This window comes from Blautia sp. MSJ-19, assembly GCF_018918125.1.
Lineage (GTDB): Bacteria > Bacillota > Clostridia > Lachnospirales > Lachnospiraceae > Blautia_A.
The window spans coordinates 1-20021 of the sequence record NZ_JAHLQA010000009.1 but is presented as its reverse complement, the minus strand read 5'-3'; the positions used below and the strand labels follow the sequence as shown (position 1 = coordinate 20021).

Below are 20021 nucleotides of genomic sequence, written 5' to 3'. Positions count from 1 at the left end.
GTGGAAAAAGAATTTTTCGATGTATTTCCCAATTTGAAAGTAAAAGACCAGCTGCGAGAATGGCTGGAGATGGTAACGGTATCAAGAGTTTCCTGTAATCCGGCGAAAACGAGGCTTTGGGTTTATATCCACAGTGATCGCTGGATCCACAAAAAATACATTATGGCATTGGAGGATCAGATTGAGAGACAATGTTTTTCCGGATTGGAAATGCAGGTGACTGTGATCGAGAGATTTCATTTGTCAAAACAGTATTCACCGTCCAATTTTCTGGAGGTTTATCGTTCCAGCATGGAAGTGGAGCTGAAAAATTTTAATATGCTGGAGTATAACCTTTTCAAACGTGCACGGATTGTTTTTCCGTCAGAAGACCAGATGGCTCTGACTTTGCCGGATTCGGTGATTTCCAGAGAAAAAAGTGGGATTCTGATGGAATATCTGGAAAAGGTATTCTGTGAACGTTGTGGTATGAATCTTAAGATCAATCTGCAGTTTGTAGAAGCAGAAGAAAGTAAATACCGAAGGAATGCAGCATTGCAGATTCGACAGGAAGTTGCAAATGTACTGAAACATGCCAAACTGACATCAGAACCGGTGCAGGAAGAAAAGCCAGAGGAGGTAGCTGCGGATAAAAAGAATGGCGCAAAAGCAGACTCAAAGGGCAAAACGGAACAAAAAGCAAAAACTTTCGAAAAAAAAGGACAGCGTGGAGAGTTCCATGGTGGATTTCGTAAGGACAGTAATCCGGATGTTGTCTATGGAAGAGACTTTGAGGGAGATACGATCGACCTGGAGTCCATTACCGGTGAGATGGGAGAAGTTATTATCCGTGGTCAGGTCATGGATGTGGAAGCCAGGGAGATTCGAAATGAGAAGACGATTCTGATCTTTCCGGTAACAGACTTTACAGATTCTATTGTGATCAAAATGTTCCTGCGTAATGAGCAGGTGCCGGAGATCACCGAATCAATAAAAAAAGGGGCATTCCTCAAATTTAAGGGAGTCACAACAATTGACCGTTTTGACAGCGAACTGACGATCGGATCGATTTCCGGAATCAAGAAGATTGCAGATTTTCGCAGTACCAGAATGGACACCAGTCCGCAGAAACGTGTGGAACTGCACTGCCATACCAAAATGAGTGATATGGATGGTGTTACTACGGCGAAAGATCTGGTAAAGCGTGCTTATGAATGGGGACACAAAGCAATTGCAATCACTGACCACGGTGTTGTACAGGCATTCCCGGAGGCAAATCACTGTTTTGATGCATGGGGAGGATGTGTGCCGAAAGATTCTGACTTCAAAGTTCTGTATGGCATGGAGGCTTACCTTGTAGATGATACGAAGGGGATTGTAACTAACAGTCAGGGGCAGTCCATAGATGGGACATTTGTTGTATTTGACATCGAGACAACAGGATTCTCTCCATTGACCTGTCAGATCATCGAGATTGGCGCGGTAAAAGTAGAAAATGGCGTGATCACAGATCGTTTTTCTACGTTTGTTAATCCGAAGGTTCCGATTCCATACAGGATTGAGCAGTTGACCAGCATTAATGATTCCATGGTCATGGATGCACCGGAGATTGAGACGATTCTTCCTCAGTTTCTTGAATTTTGCAAAGGAGCAGTTATGGTGGCTCATAATGCGGACTTTGATATGAGCTTTATCATTGAAAACTGCAGAAGACAGGGACTGGCACAGGAATATACATACGTGGATACAGTAGGTATGGCACGTTTCCTTCTGCCGGCATTGAACCGATTTAAACTGGATACGGTTGCAAAAGCGGTTGGAGTGTCACTGGATCATCACCACAGAGCAGTAGATGATGCGGCCTGTACGGCAGAAATTTTTGTACGTTTTGTTGAAATGCTGAAAGAACGGGATATCTTTGATATGGATGCATTAAATCAACATGGAAATGTATCAGTAAATACGATTAAGAAACTCCCAACTTATCATGCAATCATTCTGGCAAGAAATGAGACAGGGCGCGTCAATCTGTACAAACTGGTCAGCCAGTCTCATCTTAAATATTACAGGCGGCGTCCACGTGTGCCCAAAAGCCTTTTTCTTGAACACAGAGACGGACTTCTGATCGGAAGTGCCTGTGAAGCAGGAGAACTGTATCAGGCACTTTTGCGCAATGCTCCGGAACCGGAAATTGCCAGACTGGTCAATTTTTATGATTATCTGGAGATACAGCCGCTTGGTAATAATGCGTTTATGATCGCAGATGAAAAAAATGACCGTGTAAAATCTAATGAGGATCTGATTGAGATCAATAAAAAAATCGTGAAGCTGGGAGACCAGTTTAAGAAGCCGGTTGTTGCTACCTGTGACGTACATTTTATGGATCCGCAGGATGAAATCTATCGACGGATCATTATGGCAGGAAACGGGTTTTCGGATGCGGATAATCAGGCACCTTTGTATCTGCGCACAACAGAGGAGATGCTGGAGGAATTTTCCTATCTGGGAAGTGAAAAGGCAGAAGAAGTTGTTATTACCAATACCAATAAGATTGCAGATATGATCGAGAAAATTTCTCCGATCCATCCGGACAAATTTCCTCCGGTCATTGAGAATTCGGATCAGGATCTGAAGGATATCTGCTTTAACCGTGCACACGAAATGTATGGGGAAGAACTTCCAAAAATTGTAGAAGACCGACTGAATAAGGAACTGCACTCAATTATTTCCAATGGATACGCGGTTATGTATATCATTGCACAGAAGCTGGTCTGGAAGTCAAACGAAGATGGATATCTGGTTGGTTCCCGAGGCTCCGTAGGTTCTTCGCTGGCAGCAACTATGTCCGGTATTACGGAAGTAAATCCACTGCCGCCACATTATCTGTGTCCGGAGTGTAAATACAGCGATTTTGATTCGCCGGAAGTTAAAAAATTCGGTGGCATGGCAGGATGCGATATGCCGGATAAAGTATGCCCGAAGTGCGGAGCAAAGATGAACAAAGAGGGATTTGACATTCCTTTTGAAACATTCCTTGGATTTAAGGGGGATAAAGAGCCGGATATTGACCTGAACTTTTCTGGTGAATATCAGGCAAATGCCCATCGTTATACAGAGGTTATCTTTGGAAAAGGACAGACCTTTAAGGCAGGAACGATCGGTACGCTTGCAGAAAAAACAGCATTCGGCTATGTTAAGAATTATTATGAAGAGCGCGGACAGCACAAACGTTACTGTGAGATCAATCGTATCGTACAGGGATGTACGGGCATCCGGCGAACGACCGGGCAGCATCCGGGAGGAATCATTGTTCTTCCGGTTGGTGTGGAGATTGAAAAATTTACGCCGGTCCAGCATCCGGCAAATGACGAAAACAGTGATATCATTACGACCCATTTTGACTATCATTCCATTGATGGAAACCTTTTGAAACTGGATATTCTCGGACACGATGATCCGACCATGATCCGTATGTTGGAGGATCTGACCGGGCTAAGTGCCCGCGATGTGCCTTTGGACAGCAAAGAAGTTATGTCTTTATTTGCAAGTACGGATGCATTGGGAATCAAACCAGAGGATATTGGGGGCTGCAAACTGGGATGCCTGGGTGTGCCGGAGTTTGGTACAGATTTTGCCATGCAGATGCTTATTGATACAAAACCAAAATATTTTTCAGATCTTGTCCGTATTGCGGGACTGTCGCATGGTACGGACGTATGGCTGGGCAATGCGCAGACATTGATCGAAGAGGGAAAAGCAACAATTTCCACAGCGATCTGTACGCGAGATGATATTATGATCTACCTGATCAGCATGGGTGTGGAAAGCAGCCTTGCCTTTACGATCATGGAGGCTGTACGTAAGGGTAAAGGTCTTCGCGATGAGTGGGAGACTACCATGCGTGAGCACAATGTTCCCGAGTGGTATATCTGGTCCTGCAAAAAGATCAAGTATATGTTCCCTAAAGCACATGCGGCGGCATACGTTATGATGGCATGGCGTATCGCCTGGTTCAAGGTGTTCAAACCGCTGGCATATTACGCGGCATTTTTCAGTATCCGTGCGACCGCATTTTCCTATGAGACGATGTGTATGGGGCGTGACCGTCTGGACTTTTATCTTGCAGAGCTTCGCAAAAAAGGAGATGCTGCATCTAAGAAAGAACAGGATACGATCAAAGATATGAGAATTGTGCAGGAAATGTATGCACGTGGTCTGGAATTTATGCCGATCGATCTTTACCGTGCCAAGGCAAATCGTTTTCAGATCATTGACGGCAAACTGATGCCGGCACTGAACTGTATTGACGGAATGGGGGACAAGGCAGCAGAGGCGGTAGTTGATGCGGCAAAGCAGGGCAAATTTTTATCAAAGGATGATTTCCGCGACAGAACAAAAGTCAGCAAGACAGTGATTGATTTAATGGATGATCTTGGGATTTTCGGAGATATTCCTCAGTCGAATCAGTTTTCACTTTTTGATGATGTGATTGCCTGACCAGGAAAAGCAAGCAGCAAAAAATAATAATTACTGAGGAAATATCTATTTGTGTTACCATAACAAAAAGGAGAGGACTATGAAAAAAGAGGAGTTAAGGTATTTACAAAGACTTGCAGAGCTGTATCCGACGATTGGAAAGGCGTCAACAGAAATCATTAACCTGCAGTCTATTCTGAACCTTCCAAAAGGAACAGAACATTTTATGTCGGATCTGCATGGAGAATATGAAGCGTTTTCACATGTGCTCCGCAATGGATCCGGTGCGGTGCGCAAGAAGATAGATGATGTGTTTGGACATACACTGAGTAACAATGACAAACGAGCGCTGGCAACATTGATCTACTACCCAAAAGAAAAAATCCAGCTTGTCAAAAAGACAGAAGAGGATATGGAGAACTGGTACAAAATTACTTTATACCGCCTGATTGAAGTGTGCAAGACAACTGCATCTAAATATACCCGATCTAAAGTACGTAAGGCACTGCCGCCGGACTATGCCTATGTGATCGAAGAACTGATCACAGAAAAGGCAGAAGTTCTGGACAAAGAAGCGTATTATGATTCTATTGTTAATACGATCATTGAAATCGGGCGTGCAGAAAATTTTATCATTGCACTTGCAGAACTGATTCAGCGACTGGTTGTTGACCATCTGCATATTCTTGGGGATATCTTTGACCGTGGTCCGGGACCGCATTTTATTATGGATCGTCTGATGCAGTATCATTCGCTGGATATTCAGTGGGGAAATCACGACGTAGTCTGGATGGGAGCGGCAGTCGGACAGAGAGCCTGTATAGCAACTGTTCTGCGTAACAGTATTCGATATGGTAATCTGGATATTCTGGAAGATGGATATGGGATCAATATGCTTCCGTTGGCTACGTTTGCCATGGAAGTCTACAAAGATGATCCATGTGCGGCATTTGAGATGAAGGGAACTTCTAATTATAATGCACTTGAAAAAGAACTCGGGCAGAAAATGCACAAGGCGATCGCAATCATTCAGTTTAAACTGGAAGGACAGCTTCTGCGCAGGCACAGGGAGTTCCATATGGAGGATCGTTGTCTGCTCCATCGGATCAATCCGGAAAAGGGAACAGTCGTACTGGCAGATGGAAAGGAGTATCCGCTGCTGGATACAGCTTTTCCGACAATAGACTGGAAGCATCCGTATGAGCTGACTCCGGGAGAAAAGGACGTGATAGAACGACTGGAAACCGCTTTTCGCAACTGTGAAAAACTTCAGAATCATATGCGTCTCCTGTTGGATAAAGGTGGTCTTTATAAAATTTATAATGGAAATCTGCTGTTCCATGGATGCATCCCGCTGAATGAAGACGGAAGTCTGAAAGAAATCCAGATTTATGGAAAGACTTACAAGGGAAGAGAACTCTATGATGTTCTGGAGTCCTATGTAAGAAGAGCTTTTTATGCGGTAGACAGCGAAGAGCAGCGTAAGGGCAGAGACATCCTGTGGTTTATCTGGGCGAGCCCGTCATCTCCATTATTTGGCAAGGATAAAATGACCACATTTGAGAGATATTTTATTGCAGATAAAAATACACACAAAGAAACAAAGGGTGCTTATTATCATCTTCTGGAAAATGAAGAAGTGGTGAATGGCATGCTTCATGAATTTGGATTGAATCCGGAAACCGGACATATTATCAATGGACATGTTCCGGTACATCAGGGAGATGGAGAAAGTCCGGTAAAATGCAATGGAAAGGTGATCGTCATTGATGGCGGTTTCTGTAAAGCATATCAGAAAGTGACAGGTATAGCCGGTTATACGCTGATCTATAACTCGTATGGACTGGTTCTTACGGCGCATGAACCGTTTACATCTAAAGAGGAGGCGGTTTCCAAAGAAAGCGATATTGTCTCAAACAGAGTATCCGTGCATTATACATCCAAACGTCGTCTGGTAGGAGATACCGATACCGGGCGGGCTTTGCGTGAACGTATTGAGGAACTGCGACAGTTACTTGATGCATACCGCAAAGGTATTATAAAAGAAAAGAAATAAATGGCAACAAAGGCAATTACAGAGGTGAACGAATGAAAAGAAAAAACAGACTGAAAGTACTGCTGATGATCCTGATTTCTTTATTTATCATATTTGGAGCGGCAGTTCTTCTTCTGGCTGGTTTTCGGGAGAGTGAGCGGAAAGACCGGGCCAAAAAGGAAGCACTGGAGGCATTGGAAAATCTGCCGACAGCTGCGCCGACAGGAGTTTCTGCAACACCGTCTCCAAGTCCGACACCAAGACCTACTGCAACACCAACACCGATTCCAAAAGAAAAGGTAAGCTTCAATCCAGATGATTTCTGGAATTACTGGTACAGCAAAGACGGGCTTGTTACGATCAATATTTATGATATCAGTCAGGAAAGTGTAACATTTAGTTTTTATCAGACGGATGCCGGACAGACGCAGGCAGTCAGTGCAGATGTGACGGCAGAGGTAGCTGGAACAGCAGCAGCATTTTCATTTGGCGACAGTGCAGGAAATATGGCATCCGGAAATCTGACATTTGATAATGGACAACTGTATCTGCGTGTGAGCACAGCAGAGCCTGTGTCAGCAGTATATCCGAATGTCAGTTGCATTATGACCAGAACACAGACACAGGCACAGCCGGATCCGACAGCGACACCGACGCCGGCAGAGCAGGCTCAGAATACGGCTGAGACAGGAGAGTATTTCTTCCCGGAGAGCAGCAGTCGTTATCTGACGGATGAAGAAATTTCGGTCTACAGTGCGGAACAGCTGGAACTTGCAAAAAATGAGATTTATGCACGACATGGACGGAAGTTTGTGACAGATTATATTTCGGATTATTTTAATAGCAAGTCCTGGTATCAGGGAACGGTTGATCCGGATGTTTTTGATGCGCAGCAGAATGAAATTTTTAATGAATATGAACTTGCCAATATTTCCAAAATCGCTCAGTGGGAAGAACAGAAGGCGAGCCAGTAAAGTAACAGGGACGAAGTTGATGATCAAAATGTTCAATAACTTCGTCCCTGTAGTTTCTATTTGATTGGTGCTTTATTGTCGGTTCTGCCAACCAGATAGTCGATGGTGGTATCATAGTAGTCAGCCAGGCGGATCAACATTTCAACCGGAATGTTCCGAGAGCCTGTTTCATAGTGAGAATAGGAACGCTGACTGATATGAAGAATTTCACCGATCTGTTTTTGTGACAGGTCTGAATCTATACGAAGATCCTGAATTCGCTGAAATTTCATGCCTTCACCTCCTTTATTTTCTGCAATTATAGAACAGTCCGAAATGTGCTATTGCAATTAGGAGCAAAATGGACTATAATAAAAGTCATTTCTTTTTTATTCCCAATACAACAAAACTATATATAGCTATGCAGATCGGGGTGCAGGTGCATACAGGAGGAGTTTTATGTTTGCAAGTGTACTATCGGCAGCAATTTTAGGAATGGATGTACATCCGATCAAGGTGGAAGCAGATGTCAGCGACGGCTTGCCGGCGTTTATTATGGTTGGATTTCCATCTGCACAGGTAAGGGAAGCTCAGGATCGGGTGCGCACAGCACTCAAAAACAATGGAATAGCACTTCCGCCCAAGAAGATAACGGTAAATTTTGCTCCGGCAGATATAAAAAAAGAAGGGGCAGGGTTTGATCTGCCTTTGGCGGCGGCAGTCCTGGCGGCCTCGGATATTCTGAGACCGGAACAGCTGGAACGGGTTATGATGGCAGGAGAGATCAGTCTGAATGGGGAGATACATGCGATTTCCGGTATTCTTCCGATGATCATCAGGGCACGGGAAGAAAAATGTCGTTTCTGTGTCGTTCCTTTTGAAAATTTAAGAGAAGCCAGGCTGATTCCGGATATGAAAGTGATTGGTGTAAAAAACCTTAGAGATATGATCCGCTTTGTGCGTGAACCTGCGTCCTACAATGCAGAATCAGAAGAGCTATCTGTACAGCCGGAAAATGAAAAACTGGATTTCAGTGATATTCGTGGTCAGAAAAGCCTCAAAAGAGCAGTAGAAATTGCAGTCAGCGGTTTTCACAATCTGCTTATGATCGGTCCGCCGGGAGCAGGTAAAACAATGATAGCAAGAAGGATTCCGGGAATTATGCCGGAGCTGACATTTGAAGAAGGTCTTGAACTGACAAAGATATACAGTATTGCGGGCTTGCTGGCACCAGGTGATCCACTGATTCGAGTTCGTCCGTTTCGAAGTCCGCATCATACCTGTTCGGCACAGGCACTGGCAGGCGGAGGGCGCAATCCGAGACCGGGAGAGATTACACTGGCGCACAGAGGCGTTCTGTTTTTGGATGAGATGCCGGAGTTTTCACGAAGAAGTCTGGAAATTCTGAGGCAGCCACTGGAGGACAAAGTGATTCGCATTTCGAGGGTATATGGAACATATGATTTTCCGGCTGATTTTATGTTATGTGCAGCAATGAACCCGTGTCCCTGTGGACATTATCCGGATATGAATCGGTGCCGCTGTACACAGGGACAGGTTATGCATTATCTGGGAAAGATCAGCCAGCCGCTTCTGGACAGACTGGATTTGTGTGCGGATGTAGCTCCGGTTGATTTTGAGGGACTGAGCAATGGAAAAAAAGGCGAAACTACCGCAGAGATTCGGAAACGTGTGGATTGTGCACAGTCGATTCAGAGGGAACGATATCGTATGGAAGAAATTCAGTTCAACGGAGAATTAAAAGGCAGTCAGATAGATACTTACTGTCAGCTGGAAGAAAGTGCAGTCCGGCTTCTTAAGATGGCATTTCGGCAGATGCCGTTCAGTGCAAGGGCATACCATCGTATCCTGAAAGTGGCACGGACGATTGCAGATATGGATGCTTCAGAAACAATTCATCGGGATCACATAGGGGAAGCATTATCTTATCGGGCATTTGACAAAAAATACTGGAATTGAATCAGGTATAAAACGGATACAGGAGAGATATTTATATATGGAAGAAACACAGAATTTCATACAGAAAAAGCAGGCTTTCCCAATCTGGGAAGTTTCGGCTGGAAACATGGGATATCCGGAAAAACTTCAACCTTATGAAAATATGCCACAAAAACTTTATATAAAGGGAAGCATGCCAGATCCAAAACGTCCTGCTGTTGCAATCGTGGGAGCCAGAGCTTCCAGTCCTTATGGACGTATGCAGGCATTTCGATATGCGAAACGTCTGAGTGAAGAGGGCGTACAGATTTTAAGTGGCATGGCATATGGAATCGACACGGAAGCGCATCGCGGCGGACTGGAAGGAATTGGAGGAACCTGGGCCATACTTGGAAATGGAGTGGATATCTGTTATCCTGCCGGAAACAGAAATTTATATCAGAGAATTCTGCGCAGCGGAGGCGGGATTCTCAGTGAACAGAAGCCGGGAGTGCGGGCGCGAAATTATTTCTTTCCAGCAAGAAACAGAATCATCAGTGGAATGGCAGATCTGGTTCTGATTGTGGAGGCACGGGAAAAAAGCGGATCTCTGATCACGGCACAATGGGCACTGGATCAGGGAAAGCCGGTTTTTGCGATACCAGGACCAGTCACAGAGGAACTGAGTATGGGGTGTCACCGGCTGATCTATGATGGAGCGGGAATAGCATACGCACCGGAAATTCTTTTGCGCGAGCTGGGAATAGATTGTGAAAAAATCGTTAAAAGAAAGACAAAAAATGAGTTAGGACTTGCAACAGATTTAAAATTGGTGTATAGTTGTCTCGATTTGCAACCAAAATCTATGGAATTTTTGATCCAGAAAACAGGGCTTTCTGCAGAAAAAACAGGAACGCTGCTACTGGAATTAAAATTATCGGGGTTAGCCCGGGAAGTTGGAAGACACTATTATATAAAAGCAACATAGCATGGAAATGATGACTCCCGGGAAAGTTAACAAGTAGTTGGAGAAGTAGGAGAGATAGCATGGCGAAATATCTGGTGATAGTGGAATCACCTGCAAAAGTAAAAACCATTAAAAAATTTCTTGGGAGTAATTATGATGTGCAGGCGTCAAACGGACATGTACGTGATTTTCCGAAGAGTCAGTTCGGCATTGACGTAGAGCATGATTTTGAACCAAAATATATTACGATCAGGGGCAAGGGTGAACTGCTTGCCAATCTGCGTAAAGCAGCAAAAAAAGCAGATAAGATTTATCTCGCAACGGACCCTGACCGTGAGGGAGAGGCAATTTCCTGGCATCTGATGCAGGCTTTAAAAGAAGATCCGGCAAAGATGCGCAGAATTTCCTTCAATGAGATTACCAAGACGGCTGTCAAGAGTTCAATCAAACAGCCGCGAGATCTGGATATGAATCTGGTAGATGCACAGCAGGCACGAAGAATGCTTGACCGTATGGTAGGATATACGATCAGCCCTCTTCTCTGGGTGAAGGTAAAACGAGGCTTAAGTGCAGGACGAGTACAGTCGGTCGCACTTCGCATCATCTGTGACAGAGAAGATGAGATCAATTCTTTTATTCCGGAAGAATACTGGAGTCTGGATGGTGAATTTCGTATAAAAGGAGAGAAGAAACCGCTTCAGGCCAAGTTTTATGGAACGGACAAGAAGATTCCGATTCATAATAAGGCAGAGATGGATGAACTTCTCAAAAATCTGGAAAATGCAGAGTATGAGATCACAGAAGTAAAAAAGGGTGAACGTATTAAAAATGCACCGCTCCCGTTTACGACCAGTACACTGCAGCAGGAAGCTGCAAAAACACTTAATTTTTCTACACAGAAGACGATGCGTCTTGCGCAGCAGCTGTATGAAGGTATTGACATCAAAGGCAGCGGTACTGTTGGTGTGATCAGTTATCTGCGTACGGATTCTACGCGAATCTCACAGGAAGCAGATGAAGCAGCAAGAGCATATATCGGGGAACAGTATGGAGAGAATTATGTTTCCACCAGTGGCAAGACAGTAAAGAAGGAACAGAAGATTCAGGATGCGCATGAGGCAATCCGTCCGACAGACATTACCAGAACACCTGCCATGATCAAAGAGTCTCTTTCCAGAGACCAGTTCCGCCTGTATCAGCTGATCTGGAAAAGATTTACTGCCAGCAGAATGTCAGCGGCCAGATATGAAACGACTTCTGTAAAGATCGGAGCCGGAGAGTATACCTTTACAGTGGCGGCATCCAAGATCGTATTTGACGGTTTTATGTCTGTATATATGCAGGAGGAAGACAACCAGAAGGGAAATGTTCTTAGCCACAGCCTGGAAAAGGGCATGAAACTGCAGCTTACAGAGCTTAAGCCGGAACAGCATTTCACTCAGCCGCCGGCACATTACACAGAGGCTTCTCTGGTAAAAGCTCTGGAAGAGCAGGGGATTGGCCGTCCGAGTACTTATGCACCGACGATCACGACGATTATCAGTCGTCGATATGTTTCAAAGGAACAGAAGAATCTTTATGTGACAGAGCTTGGTGAAGTGGTTAACAATATTATGAAGCAGGCATTTCCGAGCATTGTGGATGTTCGTTTCACAGCGATGATGGAAGGGTTGCTTGACTGCGTGGAAGAAGGCACTGTACAGTGGAAGACAGTTGTCAGAAATTTCTATCCGGATCTCAAAAAAGATGTGGATGCTGCAGAGCAGGAACTGGAGAAAGTTGAAATTCAGGATGAAGTAACAGATGAGATCTGTGATGTCTGTGGACGCAATATGGTGATCAAGTACGGGCCTCACGGAAGATTCCTTGCCTGCCCGGGATTTCCGGAATGCCGGAATACCAAACCTTATTATGAAAAAATTGGTGTGGCATGTCCAAAATGTGGTAAGGATATTGTTCTGAAAAAGACTCAGAAGGGACGCAAATATTATGGCTGCATTGACAATCCGGAGTGTGATTTTATGTCCTGGCAGAAACCATCAGCCAAGAAATGTCCGGTTTGTGGCAAATATATGGTCGAAAAAGGAAATAAGCTTGTCTGCAGTGAGACAACTTGCGGTTATGTAGAGCCAAAAGCGAAAGAAGAGTAAATATACGAATTTTCTGAAAATGCAGACAAAATCGAAAAAGTTATAAAAATATCTTGTATTTTCGTCGCAAAACGTGTACTATTATACCATAAGAGTGAAAACAACGAAAAAACAAGAGAAGGAGGCCGTAATGAGCGTTCAGTTGTTGGATAAAACCAGAAAAATTAATAAACTTTTGCACAACAGCAGTTCCAGCAAGGTTGTATTTAATGATATCTGTCAGGTATTGATGGACACATTAAGTTCCAATATTCTGGTGCTGAGCAAAAAAGGCAAGGTACTTGGAATCAGCTTATGTCCGGGCGTAGAAGAGATCACGGAACTGATCGAGGACAATGTGGGTGGACATGTGGATTCCTTATTGAATGAACGTTTCCTGGGCGTTTTGTCTACAAAGGAAAATGTAAATCTTCAGACACTTGGATTTGAGCATGTAAACAGCAACTGTCAGGGAATCATCAACCCGATCGACATTGCAGGAGAGAGACTTGGAACAGTCTTTATGTATCGCAATGATAAGCCGTATGATATTGAGGACATTATCGTCAGTGAATATGGCACGACCGTAGTCGGACTGGAAATGATGAGAGCAGTTCATGAAGAAAATGCGGAAGAAGACCGTAAACAGCAGGTCGTAAAGTCTGCCTTTAACACACTGTCCTTCTCAGAGCTGGAAGCGATCATCCATATTTTTGATGAACTTGACGGAGAAGAGGGAATTCTGGTTGCAAGTAAAATTGCAGACCGTGTTGGTATTACCAGATCCGTGATTGTTAATGCACTCCGGAAGTTTGAGAGTGCAGGAGTCATCGAGTCACGTTCTTCCGGTATGAAGGGAACGTATATCAAAGTACTAAACGAAGTGATCTTTGATGAACTGGAAGAAATCAAGGCGCAGAGAAATAAGAAATCTTAAACTTGATAATGAAAAGCCTTTTCCTGAGGGAGAGGGCTTTTTCTTTGCATAAATTTACTAAAAATAATAAAATGAGAAAATAAGAGTAAATAAGAGATAATAAGAGATAAAAACATAAAATGTAGCAATATATAACTGTGAAAAGAGTTGCAGAAAATCATGAATTTCAATAATATAGGGACAGTGATTAGCACTCATACGAAATGAGTGCTAGTAATTCAAAGAAAGGCAACAATAAAGGAGGAAATAGATCATGAAATTAGTACCTTTAGGCGACAGAGTTGTATTAAAACAGTTAGAAGCAGAAGAAACAACAAAATCCGGTATTGTACTTCCGGGTCAGGCACAGGAAAAACCACAGCAGGCAGAAGTGATCGCTGTAGGACCTGGCGGAGTTGTTGATGGTAAAGAAGTCAAAATGGAAGTTGAAGTAGGAAACAAAGTTATCTACTCCAAATACGCAGGAACAGAAGTAAAACTTGACGGCGAAGAATACATTATCGTAAAACAGAGCGATATTCTGGCAATCGTTGAATAATTTATTATTTCAGGAGGACATTCATCATGGCAAAAGAAATTAAATTTGGCGCAGAAGCAAGAGCTGCACTTGAAGCTGGTGTAAACAAACTTGCAGATACAGTAAGAGTAACGATCGGACCAAAAGGAAGAAACGTAGTACTTGACAAACAGTTTGGTGCTCCGCTCATCACAAACGATGGTGTGACGATCGCAAAAGAAATCGAACTGGAAGACGGATTCGAAAACATGGGCGCACAGCTCATCAAAGAAGTTGCTTCCAAGACAAACGATGTAGCTGGTGATGGTACTACAACAGCAACTGTCCTTGCACAGGCAATGGTTCACGAAGGAATGAAAAACCTGGCAGCAGGCGCTAACCCGATCATTCTCAGAAAAGGAATGAAAAAAGCTACTGATACAGCAGTAGAAGCTATCAAAGAGATGAGCCAGAAGATCAGTGGCAAAGCTCAGATTGCAAACGTTGCTGCAATCTCTGCAAGTGATGAAGAAGTTGGTCAGCTTGTTGCAGACGCAATGGAAAAAGTTTCCAACGACGGTGTTATCACTGTAGAAGAATCCAAAACCATGCATACAGAACTTGACCTGGTAGAAGGTATGCAGTTTGACCGTGGATACATTTCCGCATACATGTCCACAGACATGGAAAAAATGGAAGCAAATCTGGAAGATCCATATATCCTGATCACTGACAAGAAGATCAGCAACATTCAGGAAATCCTTCCGTTACTGGAGCAGGTTGTTCAGGCAGGTGCCAAACTTCTCATCATCGCTGAGGATGTAGAGGGTGAAGCTCTGACAACTCTGATCGTAAACAAATTAAGAGGAACCTTCCAGGTAGTAGCTGTCAAAGCTCCTGGATATGGTGACAGAAGAAAAGAAATGCTTCAGGATATCGCTATTCTGACAGGTGGACAGGTAATCTCTGATGAACTTGGCCTGGATCTCAAAGAAGCTACCATGCAGCAGCTTGGACGTGCAAAATCTGTCAAAGTTGCAAAAGAAAACACAGTTATCGTTGACGGACTTGGAGACAAGAAAGCAATCGAAGACCGTGTTGCACAGATCCGTGGACAGATCGAAGAGACAAAATCCGAATTCGACAAAGAAAAATTACAGGAAAGACTTGCAAAACTGGCAGGCGGCGTAGCTGTTATCCGTGTTGGAGCTGCAACTGAAACTGAAATGAAAGAAGCAAAACTTCGTCTGGAAGATGCTCTTGCAGCTACAAGAGCAGCAGTAGAAGAAGGAATCATCGCAGGTGGCGGATCTGCTTATATCCACGCTTCCAAGAAAGTTGCTGAACTGGTTGCAACTCTGGAAGGCGATGAGAAGACCGGTGCAAATGTTATCCTCAAAGCTCTGGAAGCTCCGTTATTCCACATCTCTGCAAATGCAGGACTGGAAGGCTCTGTCATCATCAACAAAGTAAGAGAGTCTGAGCCAGGAATCGGCTTTGATGCTCTGAACGAAAGATATGTAGACATGGTAGGAGCAGGTATCCTTGATCCGGTTAAGGTTACAAGAAGTGCTCTTCAGAATGCTACAAGTGTTGCATCCACACTTCTGACTACAGAATCTGTAGTTGCCACAATCAAAGAAGATACTCCGGCTATGCCGGCAGGTGCACCAGGAATGGGCGGCATGATGTAAATACAGTTTCACAAATTAAGGGATTGGCGTCATAGACGCTGATCCCTTTTTGTGATAGAATTAAAAACAAATAATATATTAAGGAGAGCGTGTATATGAGTGACCTTTATTCAGAATTGCTGGTTAAGAAGGAGGCAACTTCAAAAGATGCTGTTGTAAAATACGGCATGATCGTACTGACTGTTCTGGCAGCTTTTGCAGGACTTTTTATGAATCCGCTTCTTTTGATTGTTGCAGTTGCACTTGGAGTAGCATGTTATTTTGTGATTCCGAGAACAGACCTGGAGTATGAGTATCTTTTTGTAAATGGAGAATTTGACATTGATATGGTCATGGCAAAATCCAAGCGTAAAAAAGTAATGTCCATGAATCTCAGCGAAGCAGATCTGGTTGCACCTCTGGATTCGCAGAGAATGGCTTATTACAATGGAAATGACCGAATGAAAACCTTAGATTATTCTTCTGGAAATCCGGACCACAAACGTTTTGCTGTTATTATCAAGAGTGGCGGAGAGAATCGCAGAGTTATCATTGAACCGGATGAACAGATGGCACAGGCTATCAAAAATTCAGCTCCGAGCAAAGTTTTTTTGGATTGACACTGTAAGTTATTTTTGTTACACTTTGAATCAAAATCAAAATAACATAATACAAGGGAGGAAATGCAATGGGTACTATCATTGGTGAAGGCATTACTTTTGATGACGTTCTGTTAGTTCCGGCATATTCAAAGGTAATTCCGAATCAGGTAGATGTTACAACACACTTAACGAAAAAAATCAAGCTGAACATTCCTATGATGAGCGCAGGAATGGACACCGTTACAGAACACAGAATGGCGATTGCCATGGCAAGACAGGGTGGTATCGGAATCATTCACAAGAACATGTCCATCGAAGCACAGGCTGAGGAAGTAGATAAAGTAAAACGTTCTGAGAACGGTGTTATCACAGATCCATTCTTTTTATCCGCAGATCATACACTGGAAGATGCCAACAATCTGATGGCAAAATTCCGTATCTCAGGTGTGCCGATTACAGAAGGCAAAAAGCTTGTTGGTATTATCACTAACCGTGACCTGAAATTTGAAACAGATTTTTCAAAGAAAATCAGAGAGTGCATGACTTCTGAGGGACTGATCACAGCCAAAGAGGGAATCACACTTGAAGAGGCAAAGAAAATTCTTGCCAAATCCCGTAAAGAAAAATTACCCATTGTAGATGATGATTTTAATTTAAAGGGTCTGATTACGATCAAAGATATCGAGAAACAGATCAAATATCCTCTTGCAGCTAAAGACGCACAGGGACGTCTGCTCTGTGGTGCTGCTGTTGGTATTACTGCCAATGTGCTGGCACGTGTTGAGGCGCTTGTGAAGGCAAATGTTGATGTTATAGTAATTGACTCTGCACACGGACATTCTGAAAATATTCTCCGTGCAGTACGTCAGATCAAGGATGCATATCCGGATCTGCAGGTGATTGCAGGAAACGTTGCGACCGGAGCAGCTACAAAGGCTCTGATCGATGCAGGTGTTGATGCAGTTAAAGTTGGTATCGGACCTGGTTCCATCTGTACCACACGTGTGGTAGCTGGTATTGGTGTTCCGCAGATTACAGCTGTTATGGATTGCTATGAGGTGGCAAACCGTTATGGAATCCCGATTATTGCAGATGGAGGTATCAAATATTCCGGAGATATCACCAAGGCAATTGCAGCGGGAGCTAATGTCTGCATGATGGGAAGCATGTTTGCCGGATGTGATGAAAGCCCGGGAACATTCGAACTGTATCAGGGACGTAAATACAAAGTATACCGTGGTATGGGATCTATTGCAGCAATGGAAAACGGCAGCAAGGACCGCTATTTCCAGGAAAATGCAAAGAAACTTGTTCCGGAAGGTGTAGAAGGACGAGTTGCTTACAAGGGACATGTAGAAGATACCGTATTCCAGTTGATGGGTGGCCTTCGTTCCGGTATGGGATACTGTGGAGCAGAAACAATCGAGATGCTGAAGACAACCGGCAGATTTATCAAGATTTCAGCGGCTTCTCTGAAAGAGTCTCATCCACATGATATTCATATTACGAAAGAAGCACCGAACTACAGCGTAGATGAATAAAATCTATCCTTTGTATTTATTTTTGTTCTTGCGAAATAAAATAATTTAGTATATTATAATTACAACGACTGCATGACTGGCGGAAGTAGAGTGAACTACAGGGAGTGCAGTAAGAGAACATGCCGACCGCCTGGGCAGCCTGGAAACAGACTACCCAGGCGGTTTTTTCGATTTAAAATCGAGGTAGCACATCCGATTCTATTACGTACAAAAAGGAGAATGATCATGGAAAAAATTTCACTGGAAAATGAACTGAAAAACAATTCTTATCCGGGCAGAGGAATCATTATCGGACGTTCTGCAGACGGAACGAAAGCAGTTGCAGCATATTTCATTATGGGAAGAAGCGAGAACAGCAGAAATCGTGTATTTGTTACAGAAGGCGAAGGAATCCGCACACAGGCATTTGATCCTTCCAAACTGACAGATCCGAGCCTGATCATTTATGCACCAGTACGTGTATTGGGAAATAAGACGATCGTGACAAATGGGGATCAGACAGATACAATCTATGAAGGCTTGGACAGACAGCTTACTTTTGAGCAGTCCTTAAGATCCCGCGAATTTGAACCGGATGGACCGAATTATACACCAAGGATTTCCGGCGTTATGCATATTGAAAATGGAAATTACAGTTATGCTATGTCGATTCTCAAAAGTGATAATGGGAACCCGGATTCCTGTCTGAGATATACTTATGCATATGAAAAAGCAGTTGCAGGCGAGGGACGTTTTATTCATACATATAAATGTGATGGAAATCCGCTTCCGAGTTTTGAGGGAGAGCCAAAACTGGTGGACATTCCAGATGATATGGAGGCTTTTACAGAGCTTCTCTGGAACAGTCTGAATGCAGATAACAAAGTTTCACTGTTTGTGCGTTATATTGACATCGCAACTGGAACTTACAATACAAAAATCGTAAACAAAAATCAGTAAGGAGCGTGTAAAGATGAAAGAATTACAGTTAAAATACGGATGTAATCCAAATCAGAAACCTTCCAGAATTTATATGGAAGAAGGTCAGGATCTTCCAATTAAAGTATTGTCTGGCAAACCTGGATATATCAATTTTCTTGATGCATTCAATGGCTGGCAGTTGGTTTGTGATCTCAAAAAAGCAACCGGTCTTCCGGCAGCTACTTCCTTCAAGCATGTTTCACCGGCAGGTGCTGCAGTAGGACTTCCGCTTACAGAGACGCTGGCAAAGATCTACTGGGTAGATGACATGAACTGGAAAGAGTTTTCACCGCTTGCATGTGCTTATGCAAGAGCCAGAGGTGCAGACAGAATGTCTTCTTTTGGTGATTTTATCTCTCTTTCTGATGTCTGCGACAAAGATACAGCGATGCTGATCAAAAGAGAAGTATCTGACGGTGTAATTGCACCGGGATATACAGAAGAAGCACTCGAGATTCTGAAACAGAAGAAAAAGGGCAACTACAATGTGATTGAAATCGATCCGGATTATGTACCGGCTCCACTGGAACACAAACAGGTATTTGGAGTAACCTTTGAACAGGGACGGCAGGAGCTTGCGATCAATGATGAACTGATCTCCAATATCGTTACAGAGAATAAGGAGCTCACAGAAGAAGCTAAGAGAGATTTGAAGGTTTCTCTGATCATTCTGAAGTATACACAGTCCAATTCTGTATGTTTCGTTAAAGATGGCCAGGCAATCGGCGTTGGGGCAGGTCAGCAGTCCCGTGTACATTGTACAAGACTTGCCGGACAGAAAGCAGATAACTGGTTCCTGCGTCAGAGCCCGAAGGTTCTGAACCTTCCGTTTAAAGATACGATCAGTCGTGCAGAAAGAGACAATGCGATTGATGTTTATATTGGGGAAGAATATATGGATGTACTGGCTGATGGCGCGTGGGAGAATGTATTTACTGAGAAACCGCAGGTATTTACCAGAGAAGAAAAACGTGCATGGCTGGATCAGCTGACAGATGTAACGCTTGGATCTGATGCGTTCTTCCCGTTCAGTGATAACATTGAGAGAGCGCATAAGAGTGGAGTAAAATTTATTGCACAGCCGGGAGGATCCGTCAGAGATGATGCTGTGATCGAAACCTGTAATAAATATGGAATGGCGATGGCATTTACCGGAATTCGCCTGTTCCACCACTAAAAACTGAACAGAAATATATACAAAAGGGGGGAAAATAGTCAATGTCATTTAGTTAAGGCATTGGCGTGGTGTTCCTTTTTAGGCAGAGATATTGGAATTCCTATCTCTGCCTACTTTTTTTGTTTTGGAGATTGTTCGCCTATTTTCAGACAATACAA

14 protein-coding genes and 1 riboswitch are annotated in these 20021 nt (G+C 43.5%); of the genes, 13 read left to right on the top strand and 1 reads right to left on the bottom strand.

Annotated features, from left to right (window positions below):
• The 3 genes from KQI91_RS05420 to KQI91_RS05410 all read left to right on the top strand — a co-directional run bounded on the left by KQI91_RS05420 (position 1) and on the right by KQI91_RS05410 (position 7464).
• Positions 1-4476, top strand: coding sequence for a PolC-type DNA polymerase III (locus KQI91_RS05420; RefSeq protein ID WP_216391849.1), 4476 nt, complete (start codon positions 1-3; stop codon positions 4474-4476).
• A gap of 79 nt (positions 4477-4555) precedes the next feature.
• On the top strand, positions 4556-6511 hold the full coding sequence (locus tag KQI91_RS05415) for a fructose-1,6-bisphosphatase (protein ID WP_216391848.1): 1956 nt from the start codon (positions 4556-4558) through the stop codon (positions 6509-6511).
• A gap of 32 nt (positions 6512-6543) precedes the next feature.
• On the top strand, positions 6544-7464 hold the full coding sequence (locus tag KQI91_RS05410; RefSeq protein WP_216391847.1) for a YARHG domain-containing protein: 921 nt from the start codon (positions 6544-6546) through the stop codon (positions 7462-7464).
• 56 nt (positions 7465-7520) lie between these two features.
• Here KQI91_RS05410 and KQI91_RS05405 read toward each other — a convergent pair whose 3' ends face one another.
• A complete protein-coding gene (locus tag KQI91_RS05405; protein WP_216391846.1) occupies positions 7521-7736 on the bottom strand; it encodes a helix-turn-helix domain-containing protein in 216 nt (71 codons plus the stop codon).
• A 166-nt stretch (positions 7737-7902) separates the two neighbouring features.
• Here KQI91_RS05405 and KQI91_RS05400 point away from each other — a divergent pair, with 166 nt between their 5' ends.
• The 10 genes from KQI91_RS05400 (at position 7903) to KQI91_RS05355 (ending at position 19863) form a co-directional block, all read left to right on the top strand.
• Complete coding sequence (locus KQI91_RS05400; RefSeq protein WP_216391845.1) at positions 7903-9423, top strand: YifB family Mg chelatase-like AAA ATPase; 1521 nt, start codon at positions 7903-7905, stop codon at positions 9421-9423.
• 37 nt (positions 9424-9460) lie between these two features.
• The gene (gene dprA / locus KQI91_RS05395; RefSeq protein WP_216391844.1) at positions 9461-10369 is read left to right on the top strand and encodes a DNA-processing protein DprA; all 909 of its coding nucleotides are present in this window, start codon (positions 9461-9463) and stop codon (positions 10367-10369) included.
• 59 nt (positions 10370-10428) lie between these two features.
• Positions 10429-12498 (top strand): type I DNA topoisomerase, encoded by a 2070-nt coding sequence (gene topA / locus KQI91_RS05390; RefSeq protein ID WP_216391843.1) that lies wholly within the window; start codon positions 10429-10431, stop codon positions 12496-12498.
• Positions 12499-12628: 130 nt separating this feature from the next.
• Positions 12629-13414 (top strand): GTP-sensing pleiotropic transcriptional regulator CodY, encoded by a 786-nt coding sequence (gene codY / locus KQI91_RS05385; protein WP_216391842.1) that lies wholly within the window; start codon positions 12629-12631, stop codon positions 13412-13414.
• A 253-nt stretch (positions 13415-13667) separates the two neighbouring features.
• Complete coding sequence (gene groES / locus KQI91_RS05380) at positions 13668-13952, top strand: co-chaperone GroES (protein WP_216391841.1); 285 nt, start codon at positions 13668-13670, stop codon at positions 13950-13952.
• A 26-nt stretch (positions 13953-13978) separates the two neighbouring features.
• A complete protein-coding gene (gene groL, locus KQI91_RS05375) occupies positions 13979-15604 on the top strand; it encodes a chaperonin GroEL (RefSeq protein WP_216391840.1) in 1626 nt (541 codons plus the stop codon).
• Between the two features lie 95 nt (positions 15605-15699).
• Positions 15700-16203: a DUF6106 family protein gene (locus KQI91_RS05370; protein ID WP_216391839.1), complete on the top strand. Its 504-nt coding sequence runs from the start codon at positions 15700-15702 to the stop codon at positions 16201-16203.
• A gap of 68 nt (positions 16204-16271) precedes the next feature.
• Positions 16272-17726, top strand: coding sequence for an IMP dehydrogenase (guaB, locus tag KQI91_RS05365; protein ID WP_216391838.1), 1455 nt, complete (start codon positions 16272-16274; stop codon positions 17724-17726).
• A gap of 62 nt (positions 17727-17788) precedes the next feature.
• Positions 17789-17869, top strand: a riboswitch (ZMP/ZTP riboswitch).
• Positions 17870-17951: 82 nt separating this feature from the next.
• Entirely contained in the window at positions 17952-18665 is a 714-nt protein-coding gene (locus tag KQI91_RS05360) for an IMP cyclohydrolase (protein ID WP_216391837.1), read from the top strand.
• A gap of 13 nt (positions 18666-18678) precedes the next feature.
• Positions 18679-19863 (top strand): phosphoribosylaminoimidazolecarboxamide formyltransferase, encoded by a 1185-nt coding sequence (locus KQI91_RS05355; RefSeq protein ID WP_216391836.1) that lies wholly within the window; start codon positions 18679-18681, stop codon positions 19861-19863.
• Positions 19864-20021 lie beyond the last annotated feature (158 nt).